Genomic DNA, 17183 nt, shown 5'->3' with positions numbered 1-17183 from the left:
CAATGGTTCAAGCGGGTCAAGGGTGGCTCGATACCTCCTCGACCTTCGCCATTGCGTAATTCGGCGATTGTTCCGCAGCCTTCGCCGCCTTGTCCGCGGAATACGAGCCGCGCTCCGGGCTTGCCAGCCAGATCACGCCGCCTGCAAGACCGATGATCACGCTGACGGCACCCAGCAGGAGCGAAACCGACAGCGCCTCCTCGGACGGAACGCCGGCAAGGCCAAGGCAGGCGACCATGGCTCCCTCGCGAACGCCCCAGCCGCTGATCGAGATCGGAACGGCCGTCAGCAGCACCACCGGCGGAATCAGGATGCCGGCATCCAGCACCGAGAGCTGCGCTCCGACGCCGCGCGCCAGGGCATAGCAGGCCGCCGCCGTCACGAGATGGATGAGGAGCGCCGATCCGAGGAGCAAGCCGCGGCACGCGGACTGCAAGAGAAGAAATCTGACGAGCGTCCCGAACCGAACGAAGCTTGCGATCGCGGGAGGCGCGATGAGGCGCTTCGGCAGACGATCGAGTGTCAACAGGACCACGGTGCCGGCGACGCCCGCCAGCGTCAGCCCGCCGATGGCCAGGATCGCGGCCTGATCGGACACGCGTGACATCAGGAACGGCAATCCGGCCACCATTAGCACGACCAGCCCGATCAACGCCGTGAAACGGTCCGCCGCTACCCCCTTGACCGCCTCCGGCCACTGCACGCCGCGCTGCCGCAGCAGCCACATCCGCACCGCGTCGCCGCCGACCGACGACGGCAGCACCTGGTTGAACCAGAGGCTGATCATGAGGATCCGCCAGCCGGCGAACCAGTCCAGCGACACGCCGAGCGCGCGCATGATCAGCTCCCACCGGCCGTTGAGCACGAAGGTCTGAAAGAAGATCAGCGCCAGCGCGAGAGCGAACAGGAACGGATCGACGGAGACGAGATGAGCGCGCAACCGGCCCAGATCGAGACCGCGTGCGATGTAGGCAAGCACGGCGATCGACAGCAGCAGCTTCACCGAAAACAGAGCCGTCTGTTTGAAGCGCGACTGCATCCGATACCCGCCTCAGGACGCCGGGTATTCCGCGCGACCGATGACGAGGTCGATCGCGGCCATCATCCAGAACTGGTGCGTGGTCTCGACAATGTTGTAGCTGCGGCTGTCCACCCAGAAATTGACGTCGCCGAGATTACGCAGGGGATTCTCCGCATTCATGCCCGACAGCGTAATCACATCGAGCTTCATCGTCCTCGCCTGCGCGACCGCATTGAGAATGTTCTTCGAGCGCCCCGACGAACTGATCGCAACGAGGCAGTCGCCGGCGCGGGCGTTCAGCCGCACGGCGTGCGCGATCCAGTCCTCGAAACCGTAGTCGTTGGCGAGGCACGACATCATGCTTGCATCGCTGAAGCACAGCGCAGGCACTGATGCGTTCTTCGCCAGATCGATCGCCAGATGCGAGGCGATGCCGGCCGAGCCGCCATTGCCGATGAAGATGACGCGACCGCCCTGCTCGCGCGTGCGCAACCAGGTCGCACGGGTGGCGGAGATCCCCGCAAAAATACCGTCGTCTATCGCGGTCGCGCGATGGAGGCGACCGACGTAGTCGTCGAGGAAGGCCTTGTGATCGGGATCGACGGACTCGGAAGGCATGGGCTGGCGGCTCGATTGCAACATGTCGCCCTGATACCGACTATTACTAGGGATTGCAAAGGTATAATACTTGCAAAGTTTGCGGGCGGCTGGTAGTCGGCTTTCGGGTTTCACTCAACATTGGCGAGCCTGTTTCGCTGGGCATTCGCGTCACGGATGTTCCCCATGAAATGTATCGTTACTGGCGGCGCCGGTTTCATTGGAAGTCACCTCGTCGATCGACTCCTCGATGACGGCCACGAGGTCATCGCGCTCGACAATTTCGTCATCGGACGTCCAGAGAATCTGTCGTCGCGCGCCGGTTCGAGCCGGCTGAAGGTCGTGCGGGCCGACGTCACCGAGCTCGAATCGATCAGGCCGCATTTCGACGGCATCGACTGGGTTTTCCATCTCGCGGCGCTGGCCGACATCGTTCCCTCGATCGAGTCTCCGATCCCGTATCATCGCACCAATGTCGACGGCACGGTCAACGTTCTCGAGGCTGCGCGGCAGGCGGGCGTCAGCCGCTTCGTCTACGCGGCGTCATCGTCCTGCTACGGCATTCCCGACGTCTATCCGACACCGGAGAGTGCCGAGATTCGGCCGATGTATCCCTACGCACTCACCAAGAATCTCGGCGAGCAGTGCGTCATGCACTGGTGCCAGGTCTACAAGCTTCCGGCCGTGGCGCTCCGCCTGTTCAACGTGTTCGGGCCGCGCCATCGCACCACAGGCACCTACGGCGCCGTGTTCGGCGTCTTCATGGCGCAGAAGCTCGCCGGCAAGCCCTTCACGGTGGTCGGCGACGGAGAGCAGACCCGCGATTTCACCTTCGTCAGCGATGTCGCCGATGCCTTCGTGACTGCCGCGCGCTCCGAGGTCTCGCACGAGATATTCAACGTCGGCTCGGACAACACCTACAGCGTCAACCGGCTGGTCGAGCTTCTCGGCGGCGACAAGGTCCACATCCCCAAGCGTCCCGGCGAGCCCGACTGCACCTACGCCGACATCACCAAGATCAAGCGGGTCCTGAAATGGACGCCGAAGGTGAAGTTCGAGGACGGCGTCGCGACGATGCTGAAGTCGATGGATCAGTACAAGGACGCGCCTTTGTGGACGGTGGACAAGATCGCCGATGCCACCAAGGACTGGTTCAAATATCTTGGCGACGAGGACGGCGCGGCGTCCGGCACGCCGCAAAAGGCAAGCCACTGAACAGGTTCGCCGGATATCGTTGCCGCGAGTCGATCAATTCCGGGACGGCCGGCTGAGGTCGGCCGGCGCTTTGGGTATAATACACATGGGTAATGCTTCGACAGACAAGCCGATCGTCCATCCGGCACCGCACGAGAAGATCAAGACGATCGAGGAACTCGGCGCGATCGCGCGGGCCGCGCAGGCCGAGGGCCGCACCGTTGCGCTGTGCCACGGCGTGTTCGATCTGGTGCATCTCGGCCACGTCCGGCACATCCTGGCGGCGCGCAACGAGGCCGACGTGGTCATCGTGACCGTCACGGCCGACCGTTTCGTCAACAAGGGCCCGGGGCGGCCGATCTTCCCGGAGAGCATGCGCGCCGAGATGCTGGCCGCGCTCGGCACGGTCGACTGGGTCGGCATCAACCAGACCTCGAGCGCCGAGCCGATCCTCGATACCGTGCGCCCCGACATCTACGTGAAGGGCTCGGACTACGAAAATCCCGAGGATGACGTCACCGGCAAGATCGCCACCGAGCGAGATGCCGTCGAACGCCATGGCGGCCGCATCGTCTTCACGCGCGACGTGACCTTCAGCTCGTCGTCGCTGATGAACCGCTACTTCGACATCTACGATCCCCCTCTGCGCGACTACCTCCAGAAGGTGCGCGAAAGCGGTGGCGCCGAGCGCCTGCTGAAGCTGATCGACAAGATCCAGGACATGCACGTGGTGCTGGTCGGCGACACCATCATCGACGAATACCAGTACGTCACGGCGCTCGGAAAGGCTTCGAAGGAAAACATCGTCGCCACCCTGTTCAAGAATGGCGAGCAATTTGCCGGCGGCGTCATTGCCGCGGCCAATCACGTGGCGAGCTTCTGCAAATCGGTGGAGATCGTCACGACGCTGGGTGGCAAGGACTACCCGGAAGAGTTCATCCGCGCGCATGTCCGCCCGAATGTCACGCTCACGCCGATCCGCATTCAGGGCCGCCCGACGACCCGCAAATTGCGGTACGTCGAGCTGGGGTATCTGCACAAGCTCTTCGAAGTCTACACCATGGACGACACCCCGCTCGACGAGGCCGAGCGCAAGGAGATCGACCGCATCACCGCCGAGCGCGTTCGCGGCGGGGATGTGGTGATCGTCACCGATTTCGGTCACGGGATGATCGCTCCAAGCACGATCGATGCCCTGATCGCCAACTCCAAGTTCCTGGCGATCAACGCCCAGAGCAACAGCGGAAACCACGGCTACAATCTGATCACGAAGTATCCGCGGGCGGACTACATCTGCATCGACGCGCCGGAAGCGCGGCTGGCCGCCACCGACAAGTTCAGCGACATCGCGTCGGTGATCGAGACCAGCCTGCACGGCAAGATCGACTGCGATAACATGATCATCACGCACGGCTCCTTCGGCTGCTACCCCTTCTCGTCGAAGACCGGCGTCGCGCGCGTGCCCGCTTTCACCAAGACCGTCGTCGACACCGTCGGCGCCGGCGATGCCTTCCTGACGATCACGGCGCCGCTGGTTGCCGCCGGCGGCAATATCGAGGACGTCGCCTTCATCGGCAACGCCGCAGGCGCGATCAAGGTCGGCATCGTCGGTCACCGCAACTCGGTCGAAAAGGCTCCGCTGGTCAAGTTTGTCACCGCGTTGCTGAAATAGCGCACAGGAAGAATTCTGGAGAACGACAGTGATTGATCAGAAATGGAACGTGATGGTCACCGGTGGCGCCGGCTATGTCGGCAGCGTGCTGGTTCCCCAGTTGCTTGCAGCGGGCCACAAGGTCACCGTGCTCGACCTGTTCATGTATGGCGAATCGGTCTTCGACGCGGTTCGCAACAATCCGAACCTTCGCCTGATCAAGGGCGACATCCGCGATGAGGCCGCGATCAACGAGGCCCTGCGCGGCAACAACGCGGTGATCCACCTCGCCTGCATCTCCAACGACCCCTCGTTCGAGCTGGACCCTGGGCTCGGCAAGTCCATCAACTACGACTGCTTCCGTCCGATGGTGCGCGCCGCGAAGAAGGCCGGCATCAAGCGCTTCATCTACGCCTCCTCCTCGAGCGTCTACGGCATCAAGGACGAGGCCGAGGTGACCGAGGAGCTGTCCTGCGAGCCGCTCACGGACTACTCGAAGTTCAAGGCGATGTGCGAGACCGACCTTGCCGACGAGGCCGCGTCCGGGTTCGTCGCCTGCACCGTTCGTCCCGCGACCGTCTGCGGCTACGCACCGCGGCAGCGGCTCGACGTCGTCGTCAACATCCTGACCAATCTCGCGGTCAACACCGGCCGCATCCGCGTGTTCGGCGGAACGCAGCGCCGGCCCAACCTGCACATCGAGGACATGTCCGCGGCCTATCTGTTCCTGCTTCATCAGGACGACGCGAAGATCGACGGAAAGACCTACAATATCGGCTACGAAAACCACTCGCTGATGAAGATCGCCGACATCGTCAAGTCGGTGGTCGGCAGCAATGTCGACGTGGTCGTCGAGCCGACCGACGATCTGCGCTCGTACCATGTCTCATCGGAGAAGATCCGCCGCGAGCTCGGATTTGCGCCGACGCACACCATCGAGCAGGCCGTGTCCGGCCTTGTGGATGCCTTCAAGGCCGGCCGCCTGCCGAACTCGCTCAACGACCCCAGGTATTTCAACATCAAGATGATGCAGAACATCAGCCTGAAGTGAGCGGCGTGCGGATCGGCATCGATTTCGACAACACGATCATCTGCTACGACAAGGTCTTTGCCGCCGTCGCGCGTCAGCGTGGGCTGGTGCCGGAGGGCTGGGAGGGGCTGAAGACCGAGGTACGGGATCATCTGCGATCCCGTGCGGGCGGCGAGCTTGCCTGGCAAGGGCTGCAAGGCTTCGTCTACGGCAAGGGCATTGGCGGCGCCGAAATCTATCCGGGGGTGCGGGAATTCCTGGCAACGTGCAGGCAAGCCGGCTCGAAGGTCTACATCGTCAGCCACAAGACCCGGTTCGGCCACCAGGACCCCGACCACACCGACCTGCGTGACGCCGCGCGCGGCTGGCTGCGGGGGGCTGGCCTGATCGACGCCGCGGACGCGGCACTGGCCGTCGGCGATGTCTATTTCGAGGACACACTGGCCGGCAAGGTCGAGAGACTTGCGAGCCTGGAGCTCGATGTCTTCATCGACGATCTCGTCGAGGTCTTCGAGCAACCGCATTTTCCGAAGGCCACGCGATCGATCCTGTTCACGCGATCGCAGCCGCCCCACCCCGAACATTGCAAGCCGATCGCGACATGGGCCGGCATCCGCCACGAGGTGTTTGCGGAATGAGCGAGCCCGACATCAGCGCACCCGATGCAATGGCGATCGGCAGCCGCCTGACCGGGGCGCGGGTCGCGGCCGCCCAGCCGGCACGGTCCGGCAGCAATAACAGGGTGTTTCGGCTGGAGATGGCCGAGGGGCCGCCCCTTGCCCTCAAGCATTATCCTTCCGACGGACGCGATCGCCTGGGACAGGAATATGACGCGCTGTCGTTTCTGTCGCGCCACGGCATCACGTCGACACCGCGGCCGATCGCGAAGGACGTCGATGCGAACTGCGCGCTGTATCAATGGTTCGACGGCGAGGCCGCAGTGCTGCGCCCGCAAGTCGACGATGCCGATCAGCTCGCCGATTTCCTGATCGCGCTGCAGAAGCTGCGCGACGCCGAAGGCGCGCAGCTTCTGAGGAACGCCTCAGCCAGCATCTTTTCGCCCGAGGAAGCGGTCACTCAGTACCAGTTGCGCCTGGACGGATTGCGGCGGGCGTCGGATGACGAACCCGAACTGCGTGCATTCATGGACGCCAGCCTGGTTCCGAGCACCGACATCGCGATCCGGCAGCTCCGCCGGCGCTACGCGGAACTGGGGCGGGATCCCGCAGCGGATCTTGCGCTGGCGCATCGCGCGCTCAGCCCGTCCGACTTCGGACTGCACAACGCGCTCCGCGGCGAGGACGGCCGCCTGCGCTTCATCGACTTCGAATATTTCGGCTGGGACGATCCGGTCAAGCTGCTGTCCGACACCGCGATCCACCCCGGCAGCGATCTGCCTGCGACAAGCGCGAATCGCCTGATCGAACGCCTCACGCAAGCCTTCTCGGCTAGGGATGACGCGTTTGCGGTCCGCCGAGACGTACTGTATCCTCTATTCGGGGCGATTTGGTGCCTGATTGTCCTGAATGCTTATTTGCCGGAAAGCCGCTCCCGGCGCGCTCTGGCTGCGCAAGGAGGCGATCTGACGGTCCGCCTTGCCGGTCAGCTCGACAAAGCCCGCCGGCTCCATCAAACGATTTGCCAACGTGATCCAGATCTCACCCCACGCTGAAGCCGCCCTCACCTGCACGCTGGACGAGCGCAGTCTCTACCTGCGTCGTCTGGTCCTCGGTTCCGTCCGTTCCGCCGGACGCGGACATGTCGGTCCTGCCCTGTCGCTGATCGAGATGGTCCGCGTGCTCTACGACGACGTGCTGCGGATCGATCCGAACAACCCGCGCGATCCGGGCCGCGACCGCGCGATTCTCAGCAAGGGACACGGTTGCCTCGCGCTCTATGCGCTGTTGGCCGACCGCGGCTTCTTCCCCCTGTCGGAGCTGGAGGGCTTTTGCGGCCCGGACAGTATTCTGGGCGGACATCCCGAATACGGAATGGTGCCGGGGGTCGAGGCCTCGACCGGCGCGCTTGGACATGGCCTGTCGATCGGTGTCGGCCTCGCGCTCGCCGCGCGCATGCGCGAGCGCACCTACCGCACCTTCGTCCTGCTCGGCGACGGCGAGATCAACGAGGGATCGGTGTGGGAGGCTGCCATGGGCGCGGCCAAGCACGGGCTCGACAACCTGGTCGCGCTGATCGACTACAACAAGCTCCAGAGCTACGGGCCCACCGACTACGTCCTGCCGCTGGAGCCCCTCGCGGACAAGTGGCGCAGCTTCGGCTTTGCCGTGCAGGAGCTCAACGGCCACGACGTCGGCGCCCTGCGCACCGTCCTGAAGCAGGTCCCGCCGGTTGCGGGCAAACCCACCGCGATCATCTGCCATACCGTCAAGGGCAAGGGTCTGCCGGCCGCAGAATCCAACGCCGATTGGCATCACAAGAACAAGCTGACCGACAGCGAGCTCGACGCGATTCGCGTCGCCGTCGGCGATTTTTGATCGGCATCCCATGCGCAACACCGCCATGAACATGGTCCACAAGCTCGCCGCTCGCGACGAGCGTGTGCTTTACATCGGCTCCGATCCCGGCGCAGGCACCTTGCGCGCGATGAGCAAGGAGTTTCCGAAGCGCCATCTGATCGAAGGGATCTCGGAAGCGCACATCATCGGCATGTCGGCCGGCCTCGCGATGGAGGGCTTCGTGCCCTACGTCAACACCATCGCGACATTCCTCACCCGCCGTTGCTACGAGCAGGTGGCCGTCGACCTCTGCCTGCACAACCTGCCGGTGCGGCTGATCGCCAACGGCGGCGGGCTCGTCTATGCGCCGCTCGGTCCCACCCACCAGGCGATCGAGGACATCGCCATCATGCGGGCGCTGCCCAACATGACGGTGGTCTGCCCGTGCGATGCCGACGAAGCCGCGCGGCTGATGGAGCAGACCCTCGACTGGACCGGACCGATCTACATCCGCCTGGGAAAAGGCGGCGACGCCATCGTCTCGAAGGCCGAGCATGGCTTTGAGATCGGCAAGGCCATCCTGATGCGCCCGCCGGGTGACGTCCTCATGGTGACCACCGGGATCATGCTTCAGCGAGCGCTGGCCGCAGCCGACCTGCTGGCCGCACAAGGCGTCCGCGCGGGCATCCTGCACATGCATACCGTCAAGCCGCTCGACACCGAGGCGCTGCTGCAAGCGATCCGCGGCACCAGGCTCGTGGCGACTCTCGAGGAGCATGTCCCGTCCGGCGGCCTCGGCAGCGCGGTCGCGGAGACGCTGATCGACAGGCTCGGATCAGGCCTGCCGGCGATGCTGCGGCTGTCGCTGCCGGACCGCTTCATGCACAATTACGGCTCGCAGGACTCCCTGCTCAAGAAGCACGGGCTTTCCGCCGGCGCCATTGCCACCTCGATCGAGCGCGCACTTGCCGCCTCGCACACCTCCTCCCCTCAACTCCATTCCACCTGACGGGTCACATGTACGACGTTCGATACTCCTATCTGCTCGAGCAATTCTCCGACCCCGCCCCGATCCTGGCCGAGATCGGCCGTCTCGTGGCGACCGGGGACTTCACCCTTGGCAAGCCTGTCGCTGAATTCGAGAAGCGCTTCGCCGAGCTGATCGGCGTGCGTCACGCCATCGGCGTCGGATCGGGCACCGACGCGCTCAAGCTGCCGCTCAAGGCGCTCGGCATTGGCCATGGCGACGAGGTCATCACCGCCGCCAACACCTTCATCGCCACCGTCGGCGCCATCGCCGAGACCGGCGCGACGCCCGTGCTGGTCGATTGCGACGATTCCTTCTGCATGAACGTCGACCAGGTCGAGGCCGCGATCACGAAGAAGACCAAGGCGATCATGCCGGTTCAGCTGACCGGCGAGGTCACCGACATGGGCAAGCTGATGCCGATTGCGCAGCGCCACAACCTTCCCGTCGTCGAGGACGCCTGCCAGGGCATCCTCTCGGAGTTCGCGGGCAAGCGCTCCGGCACCCACGGCATCGCCGCCGGCTTCTCGCTGCATCCGCTCAAGAACCTCAACGTCTGGGGCGATGCCGGCGTCGTCGTCACCAATGACGACGGCATGAACGAGAAGCTCCGCCTCATCCGCAACCACGGCATGAAGAACCGCGACGAGATCGCGATCCTCGGCTGCAACTCGCGGCTCGATTCCCTCCAGGCGGTGGTCGGAAACTGGCTGATCGGCCAGACCAGCGAGATCACGCGGCGCCGGATCGAGAACGCAGCCTATTACGACGCCGGCCTTGCCGGCCTGCCCGGCCTGCGCGTCCCGCCGCGCCGGCCCAACGTGAAGCACGTCTATCACCTCTACATGGTGTTCGCCGAGCGTCGCGACGAGCTCTATCAGTACTGCCTGGACAACGGCATCGAAGCCAAGATCCACTATCCGATCCCGCTGTATCAGCAGGAAGGCCTCAAGCATCTCGGTTACGCCCCGGGAACGTTCCCGGTCACCGACCGCCATGCCAAGGAAGTCATCAGCTTCCCGGTGGACCAGCACCTGACACGCGCGCAGCAGGATCGCGTCATCGAGACTGTCAGGAAGTTCTGCCATGGACGCTGACACCGGCCGCCGCCGCATCGGTTACGTCAATCTTCCGGCGCAATTCGAGGAAGAGCGCGCCGAGATCATGCAGGCGGTCGAGGGCGTCTTCCAGCGTGGCGATTTCATCGGCGGAGCGGCGGTCGGAAAGCTCGAAGAGGAACTGTCCGCCTATCTCGGCTCGCCGCATGTCGTGACCCTGAATTCCGGCACCGATGCGCTGATCCTCGCGATGAGGGCGCTCAACATCGGTCCCGGCGACGAGGTCATCACCCCGCCGAACTCGTTCGTGGCATCGACCGCCGCGATCATCGCAGTCGGCGCCTCGCCGGTCTTTGCGGACGTGCTGCCGGACCAGAACATCGATCCGGCCGCGGTCGAGGCCGCCCTCACGCCGCGGACCAAGGCGATCATGCCGGTGCACCTGACCGGGCGCATGGCCGACATGAACCCGCTGATGGCGATCGCCGACAAGCACGCTCTCGCCGTGATCGAGGACAGCGCCCAGGCCGTCGGCTCGACCTATGACGGGCGGATGAGCGGCACCATCGGAACGTTCGGCTGTTTCTCCGCACATCCCCTGAAGAATCTCAATGCCGCGGGCGATGCCGGCTTCCTCGTCACCGCCGACGCCGAGCTTGCCGCGCGAATTCGCCGCCTGCGCAATCACGGTCTGATCAACCGCAGCGACGTCCAGGAATGGGGCATCGTGTCACGGCTCGACACGCTGCAGGCCGAGCTGCTTCGCATTCGCCTGCGCAACCTGCCGTCGGTGATCGAGCGCCGGCGGCGCAACGCCGCGCAATACCGCGCCGAGCTCGCAGGCCTGCCCCTGTTCATTCCGCCCTGCCGCAACATCGAGTTCAATACGTTCCACACCTTCGTGGTGCAGACTGACCGCCGCAACGACTTCCAGAAATATCTTGCCGACAAGGGCATCGAGACCGCGATCCACTATCCGGTGCCGATCCACCTTCAGCCGGCGGCAGCGCATCTTGGTCTGGGGCGCGGCGCGTTTCCGGTGACCGAGCGGCAAGCGGATCAGATCCTCACGCTCCCGATCAATCAGTTCCTCTCGGCCGACGATATCAGCTATATTTGCGCGACCGCCCGGGAGTATTTTGCATGACGGATACGGACTTTCTCCAGGCCGACGAGCAGGCGCTGGCGCAGCGCTTCATCGACAACGGCTTCGTCACGACGCCGGCCGACGACCGCGCCGGGCTCGACCGGATCCAGCGGCGCGCTGCTGAACTTGCCGCGGACTATCTGAAGCTGCCGCACAGCAATGATCCCTATGCGATGCTCGACGGCATCCATACGCGCGTGAGCGTCGACGATCTCAACGGCCTGCGGCTGCACGTCTTCAACGGCCTCAACGCCGAGCCCTGGTTCCGGCCGACCTATTTCCGTCTCGCCCGCTCGACGATCGAAACCATCGTCGGCAACGAGCTCTGCATGCAGCGCCGCGTCAACCTCAGCATCCAGATGCCCGGCGACGATTCCTCGCTGCTCGCCACGCACTCCGATGTCTGGTCGGGCGACTCGCCGTTCGAGGTCGTGGTGTGGGTGCCGCTGGTGGACGTCCACCGCACTAAAGCGATGTATCTGCTGCCCCCGTCCCTGAACGGCGACATGCAGGATCGGATGGCGAGCCTGCGCAGCGCCGAGGAGCTGTACAAGACGATCAAGCCGCACGCGACCTTCATCGAGATTCCCTACGGTCACGTGATGCTGTTCAACCAGACCCTGATGCACGGTAATCGCATCAACGAGGAGCCCGGCACGCGCTGGAGCATGAACTGCCGGTTCAAGAGCATCATGTCGCCCTACGCGGACAAGCGCTTCGGCGAGTTCTTCGAGCCGATCCTGCTGCGCCCGGCGACACGGGTCGGCATGCAATACAAGCTACCGGGAGGCTTCCATGGCTGAGCGAGCCGGCCATCGCGGCTACATTGGCGCCCGGCCACTGAACGGCAGCCGCTCCCCACAGCACGTCCAGAACATCGTGATCCGCGACTACGCGCGGCGGAAGAACCTGCAATACCTGCTCAGCGCCGTCGAGCACATCATGCCCGGCAGCTACATGGTGCTCGAGGACATCCTGGACGAGCTGCCCCGCTTGAACGGCCTGATCCTCTACAGCATCTTCATGCTGCCGCCCGACGAGGCGCGGCGACGGGAGATCTACGACCGCGTGCTGCGCGAGGGCTGCGATCTTCACGCAGCCGTCGAGGAGATCACGCTTTCGTCGCGGGACGGCATTCAGGCCGTCGAGGACATCCTGCTCGTCAATAGATTCGCGACCATCCTGTGACGATGTCGCGGACCGGTCGACGATCATGACCGAGATCAATCTGCTCCAGCCGATGCACGCATCGACCAAGCGGAACTACGTTCAGCGCGTGGTCGAGCATGACAAGGCCGAATCCGCCACCGTGGCGCGGCAATGGGGGCGCGACTACTGGGACGGCGACCGCCGTTACGGCTATGGCGGCTATCGCTACGACGGAAGGTGGCGCCCGCTCGCCCAGACCCTGATCGACCGCTACGGCATCAAGCCGGGCATGAGCGTGCTCGATGTCGGTTGCGGCAAGGGCTATCTGCTCTACGAGTTCACCCAGCTCGTCCCCGACCTCACGATCGCGGGCATCGACGTCTCCGAATATGGCATCGCCAACGCCAAGGAGGAGGTGCGGCCGCACCTGAAGGTTGGCAGCGCCGTCGAGCTGCCCTACCCCGATCACAGCTTCGATCTCGTGGTGTCGCTCGGCGTGCTGCACAACCTTCCGCTCGAGGACGTCTTCCGCGCGGTGTCGGAGATCGAGCGTGTCGGACGCGGCGCCTCAAAATATCTGATGGTGGAATCGTTTCGCAACGAGCGCGAGAAGGCAAATCTCCTCTACTGGCAACTCACCTGCCTGAGCTTCCACGGTCCGGAAACATGGGCCTGGATCTACGACAAATGCGGGTATCGAGGCGACCATGGGTTCATCTTCTTCGAATGAGACGGCCGGCCTGGGCCGGCCAACCTCGCTGCGCGCGCAGAATCCGGAAGTGTACTATTCGGACGACGCCATCGTCACGGCGGACGATGCCACGATCGCCGAGCTGAAGCGCATCGCCGCCGGCAACCCGCGCCTGCGCAGCCGGCTGTGCACGCATCCCGATCCCTCGTCGGGCCTGCACGAGATGCTGATCGTGCATCATCGCGAGGCGTATGTGCGGCCCCACAAGCATTTTGGCAAACCGGAATCGTTTCACGTGATCGAGGGCACGGCGCAGGTCGTGATCTTCGAAGATGACGGCCGCATTCGCGACGTGCTCGAGATGGCACCATACGGCCAGGGCAAGCGCTGCTATTACCGGATGCCCGAACAGGTCTTCCACTCGATCCTGATCACCTCGGAATGGCTGGTGTTTCACGAGACCACCGCCGGTCCCTTCGACCCCACCCGTACGGCATTTCCCGACTGGGCGCCGGATGGCAGCGAAGCCGTCACGGTCCAGGACTATGTCACAAAGACTGGCGCGCTCGCCGCGGAGCATCTGGCTCGCAAATAGACTTCGACCCGCTGTCGCTGCTCGGCTATCCCGCCGTGAATGATCGAGGACGAAACCAGCCGATGAAGCAGCCTGCAAAAGCATTGGTGACCCTCATCAAGTTCGCTGTCTCGATCGGAATCCTCGCATGGCTCTTGCGTGGCCAGGACCTGTCATCCCTGAAGGCCGATCTTCTCGCCGTCAAACTGGAGATGCTGGCGCTCGCGGTGTTGCTGCTGTTCGCCCAGACTTTCGTGCTCTGTCACCGGTGGATGCTGATCCTCCGCGCGATGGGCGTGCCGCTGGATTGGCTGGCGGGCTGGCGTATTCTCATCGTCAGCACCTTTTTCAATCAAGTGCTGCCCGCCGGCGGTGACGCGGTCCGGATCTGGATGTTGCGGCGGAATGGCGTGCAATGGTCACAAACGATCGGCAGCATCGTCGCCGATCGCTTCGTCGGGCTGCTGGCGCTTGGCGCCGTCTTATTGGCAGGATTGCCGTTCCTGCTGCCACGGATCAGCGACAACTCGCTCCTTTCCGCGATCGTTATCGTTCTCGTCTTTGCATGCCTCGGCACGATCGCCCTGGCCACGCTGGATTGGTGGCCATCTCGCATGATCGCGGCGCTGCCGGCCAAGATCGTACAATTCGCGATGCTCGTCAGGGCTCCGTTGCTGGCGAGCGAGGGGCGCGGAACGCTGATCGTATCCGCCGTCCTCATCCATCTGATCACGGTCGCAGCCTGTTATTTCCTCGCGATCGGAATGGAGGCGCAACTTTCCGCGCGCGACGCGTTCGTTCTCGTCCCACTTGTCATTCTGTCGTCCGCGGTCCCGATCTCGATCGGAGGATGGGGCGTTCGCGAGGGGGCGATGGTTGGCGCGCTCAGCCTGGCGGGAATTTCCTCCGACAAGGCGCTCGCGATATCGGTCTTGCTGGGTCTCGGCGCCCTGACCGTGGGACTGTTCGGCGGTTTGGTATGGCTGCTTGCTCCGGAGCGGGCCAATTTCACCCCTGACAAGAGCCGCGCGATCGCCGAGCAGGCCGACGCCGCGTCGATCTAGCAATGGTCAGCGGCAGATCAGATCAGGCGATGGCAGTGCGCTTGCGCACCATCGTCGAGACGTGGTGGTGGCGGATCCTGATTCTTGCGCCGGCCGCGCTTTCCATCTCGTGCCTGAATCGCAGCGGCACCTACCGTGCGTTGATATTCGATGGTGGCTGGATCGCACAGACGTATGTCGTCTCTTGGCTCGTTCTTACACCGTATCTCGGCTGGGTCGTGATCGCCACCGGGCGCCTGACGTACGCACTGATCAGGCACGAAGCCGCCCGGCGCGTCGATGAGTTCTTCCTTGGGGCAGCTGTGCTGATCCTGATCGGATTGGGACTCGGCGCAATGTCCATCCTGTACCCGCAGCTCGTTCTCGGACTGATGGCCGCGGTCTTGCTGTGGGACACACGCAGCCTCAGAACGCCACGCCGGATCGAGATAAACTACGCTGCACTCGCGATGTTGCTGCTCGGCGTCTGGCTTCTGGGAGCGGTCTTCCTCGATCGCGCCGTCATACCTGACGTCATTTCGACCGACGTTCAGCAGCTCTACGCACCCTATCTTGCAGAGGTTGCGAGAAATCACAGCGTCTGGCTTGCGGCTGACAATCCCATCTTCTCCGACTTCGAGATCGGCCACGGCAACGGGCTACATCTGCTGCTGGCGACGTTTCTCCCGCCCCATGTCGCCCAGATCATTTCGTTTCTCTACTTCGTCGGAATCGGCGCAGTTATCTTCGAGCTCATCCGCACGCTCATGCCGCTACGGGCGTTCGGACCCGGATGGGATCAAGCGGCAATACCAATAGCGCTCGGCGTCGCGATCCTCGGGCTGGCGTGGGACTCCGGTCTCCATGTCATGGAATTTGGGAAGTACCATCTCCAGACGGCAGCATTCTGCTTCTATTTCCTGCTGGTCGTCATGCGATCTTGCAAAGGCAGAGACAGGCTTGCCGCCGGGATTTGCGCCTTTGCTTTCGCGTTGACTTATCCGCTTTATGCAGTTTTCGCATTCTTGATCGCCGGATTGGGCGTGCTTGCCAAGGCGCTCCAACGCGATCGATCGGGCATCGCCATGGGCCTGACGCTAGGATTGGGCGCGGCCGGCGGGTGCATCGTCGCTTTTGCAAGCAACTATGTCTATCTCGGAATTCCGGCAACCAATCCCTACTCGATCTTCCGGCATGTCGTGTCGATAGACCGGTTTTCGCAATTCGGAAGCCTCGACATCCTCGACTATTTCGTGCTGGCGCAGTCCGTTGGAGTGAGCGATTTTTCCATTGGATCGGGACTGATGGCAGCGACCCGACAGGTAAAAACCGTCTTCGAGGCCGCTGCTTTCCTCGTGATGATATTTTGCGTTGTTTCGTTCGCCGACTCGAAGCTTCTGCCCGGTCGATCCTCGGCCCTCAGGACGCCGTCGTCGGGCATGGCCGCAGGACTCTTCATCCTTGTCGCCTACCTCGTCAGTGTCCGGCTCCTCGATGCGACACTGCAGATTCCGAGCCTGATGAGATTGTCGTTCCATGTGAAGGCGCTGATCCCCGTCGCAAGCGTCGCTGTCGCTTTCGGGGGACTGACAGTCGCATCGCGATTGGCTCCCAGCTGTTTTACCGGACGCCTCGCTCCGCACATCGCGGTCCTGACGCTCTTCCTGGTTTGCGCCTGGGCAATCCGCGCATATCCCTGGCGCAGCTTCAACGCCGACGGCGCCATGCTTTTCGTAAAGGGGCGCCCGCTCGATCAAATGCCCCGTGTCAGCGCCGACTGGCGCCGGTGCGACGAACTGCAATCGACGGGCTCCGATCGCATTCTCGCCCTGAACGGCTACCGGGCAATGGTGCCCTGCTATTTTTCGTCGCTGCTCACGCGGGGCAAGGTCATCCACACCTATCAGAGCGACGTCGCGCGCGACTTCGGGAAGATCGCACTTGGGACCGCCGATACGGCAGAAGCTACCCTCCGATCGCTTGGCGTGAAACTGTTCTATGTCCAGAAGCAGAATTGCGACTTCTGGCTCAACGGCTTCTCCGACCTGTTTCAAAAGGCCGAGCTGGAGAGGCGATTCGCTGTTCATAGCGAGACCCCGCACTATTGGCTGTTGACGTGGAAAGACGGCGATCAAACCTTGAGCCCGCAGGTCGAGGCCGGCATTTCAGCGTTGCGGACGAGATCGAAGGACATCTACCGGGAGGCCTATGGCACCGAGCCGTTCGAGGTGGTGAAGCACCGCTCGACCCTTGCCGGCAAGCGAGGAGACATCGCGGCTCTCGCTCAGCTCTCCACCTGCCAATAGGACATGCGCTACCGCGATCGCCCCGGTTCCGCGCATGTTCGGCGACACGGCGATTCGCAACCTCGAGCTCTCGCCGCAGGCCAAATGCAGCCGGCGGAGGATTCGGCCCACAAAAGGCTGCGAGTACCGCTTCAGGGGACCAGGGGGCCTGTGAACAGCCCTCCCGGGGCAACTTAAGAATTGTGGCACGGCCTGTGCCGCTATATAGGCTTGAGTAAGCTGGGTACCCCTCAAGGGTG

General features: G+C 63.6%; 17 protein-coding genes. 15 read left to right on the top strand and 2 right to left on the bottom strand.

Annotated elements, in window-relative coordinates; translation table 11 throughout:
• Positions 1–16: 16 nt before the first annotated feature.
• Positions 17–1039, bottom strand: a complete 1023-nt coding sequence (locus A3M7_RS0141455) for a lysylphosphatidylglycerol synthase transmembrane domain-containing protein (RefSeq protein WP_027549185.1) — start codon at positions 1037–1039, stop codon at positions 17–19.
• 12 nt (positions 1040–1051) lie between these two features.
• Positions 1052–1639: an SIS domain-containing protein gene (locus A3M7_RS0141450; RefSeq protein ID WP_245284451.1), complete on the bottom strand. Its 588-nt coding sequence runs from the start codon at positions 1637–1639 to the stop codon at positions 1052–1054.
• A gap of 165 nt (positions 1640–1804) precedes the next feature.
• On the opposite strand from A3M7_RS0141450, the gene A3M7_RS0141445 reads away from it, so the two are divergent.
• From A3M7_RS0141445 to A3M7_RS0141375, 15 genes are all read left to right on the top strand, one after another.
• The gene (locus tag A3M7_RS0141445) at positions 1805–2833 is read left to right on the top strand and encodes an SDR family oxidoreductase (protein ID WP_027549183.1); all 1029 of its coding nucleotides are present in this window, start codon (positions 1805–1807) and stop codon (positions 2831–2833) included.
• Positions 2781–4484, top strand: coding sequence for a PfkB family carbohydrate kinase (locus tag A3M7_RS0141440; RefSeq protein WP_245284450.1), 1704 nt, complete (start codon positions 2781–2783; stop codon positions 4482–4484). Before A3M7_RS0141445 ends, A3M7_RS0141440 begins: the two co-directional genes overlap by 53 nt.
• A 28-nt stretch (positions 4485–4512) precedes the next feature.
• Positions 4513–5514 (top strand): NAD(P)-dependent oxidoreductase, encoded by a 1002-nt coding sequence (locus A3M7_RS0141435; protein ID WP_027549181.1) that lies wholly within the window; start codon positions 4513–4515, stop codon positions 5512–5514.
• A gap of 5 nt (positions 5515–5519) precedes the next feature.
• Positions 5520–6131, top strand: a complete 612-nt coding sequence (locus A3M7_RS0141430; RefSeq protein ID WP_245284449.1) for a hypothetical protein — start codon at positions 5520–5522, stop codon at positions 6129–6131.
• Positions 6128–7165, top strand: coding sequence for an aminoglycoside phosphotransferase family protein (locus A3M7_RS0141425; protein WP_049824019.1), 1038 nt, complete (start codon positions 6128–6130; stop codon positions 7163–7165). Before A3M7_RS0141430 ends, A3M7_RS0141425 begins: the two co-directional genes overlap by 4 nt.
• Entirely contained in the window at positions 7140–7988 is an 849-nt protein-coding gene (locus A3M7_RS0141420) for a transketolase (RefSeq protein ID WP_084302989.1), read from the top strand. Before A3M7_RS0141425 ends, A3M7_RS0141420 begins: the two co-directional genes overlap by 26 nt.
• 10 nt (positions 7989–7998) lie before the next feature.
• Positions 7999–8958, top strand: coding sequence for a transketolase family protein (locus A3M7_RS0141415; RefSeq protein WP_027549177.1), 960 nt, complete (start codon positions 7999–8001; stop codon positions 8956–8958).
• Between the two features lie 8 nt (positions 8959–8966).
• The gene (locus tag A3M7_RS0141410; protein WP_027549176.1) at positions 8967–10073 is read left to right on the top strand and encodes a DegT/DnrJ/EryC1/StrS aminotransferase family protein; all 1107 of its coding nucleotides are present in this window, start codon (positions 8967–8969) and stop codon (positions 10071–10073) included.
• Entirely contained in the window at positions 10063–11181 is a 1119-nt protein-coding gene (locus A3M7_RS0141405) for a DegT/DnrJ/EryC1/StrS aminotransferase family protein (RefSeq protein WP_027549175.1), read from the top strand. The genes A3M7_RS0141410 and A3M7_RS0141405 overlap by 11 nt, the downstream gene beginning before the upstream one ends.
• Positions 11178–11984 carry a sporadic carbohydrate cluster 2OG-Fe(II) oxygenase gene (locus A3M7_RS0141400; protein ID WP_027549174.1) on the top strand — a complete coding sequence of 269 codons (807 nt, stop codon included), beginning with the start codon at positions 11178–11180 and terminating at the stop codon, positions 11982–11984. Before A3M7_RS0141405 ends, A3M7_RS0141400 begins: the two co-directional genes overlap by 4 nt.
• Positions 11977–12369: an LIC12192 family sporadic carbohydrate cluster protein gene (locus A3M7_RS0141395; protein ID WP_027549173.1), complete on the top strand. Its 393-nt coding sequence runs from the start codon at positions 11977–11979 to the stop codon at positions 12367–12369. Before A3M7_RS0141400 ends, A3M7_RS0141395 begins: the two co-directional genes overlap by 8 nt.
• A gap of 25 nt (positions 12370–12394) precedes the next feature.
• Positions 12395–13060: a class I SAM-dependent methyltransferase gene (locus A3M7_RS0141390; protein WP_027549172.1), complete on the top strand. Its 666-nt coding sequence runs from the start codon at positions 12395–12397 to the stop codon at positions 13058–13060.
• A complete protein-coding gene (locus tag A3M7_RS0141385) occupies positions 13038–13616 on the top strand; it encodes a WbuC family cupin fold metalloprotein (protein WP_049824018.1) in 579 nt (192 codons plus the stop codon). The genes A3M7_RS0141390 and A3M7_RS0141385 overlap by 23 nt, the downstream gene beginning before the upstream one ends.
• A gap of 62 nt (positions 13617–13678) precedes the next feature.
• A complete protein-coding gene (locus A3M7_RS0141380; RefSeq protein ID WP_027549170.1) occupies positions 13679–14659 on the top strand; it encodes a lysylphosphatidylglycerol synthase transmembrane domain-containing protein in 981 nt (326 codons plus the stop codon).
• 29 nt (positions 14660–14688) lie between these two features.
• Complete coding sequence (locus A3M7_RS0141375) at positions 14689–16944, top strand: hypothetical protein (protein WP_245284448.1); 2256 nt, start codon at positions 14689–14691, stop codon at positions 16942–16944.
• The last annotated feature ends 239 nt before the right edge of the window (positions 16945–17183 follow it).

It is taken from the genome of Bradyrhizobium sp. WSM2254, from assembly GCF_000472645.1.
In the GTDB taxonomy this organism is placed as follows: domain Bacteria; phylum Pseudomonadota; class Alphaproteobacteria; order Rhizobiales; family Xanthobacteraceae; genus Bradyrhizobium; species Bradyrhizobium niftali.
The sequence above is the reverse complement of the archived record's forward strand: the minus strand, read 5'-3'. Positions and strand labels throughout refer to the sequence as shown.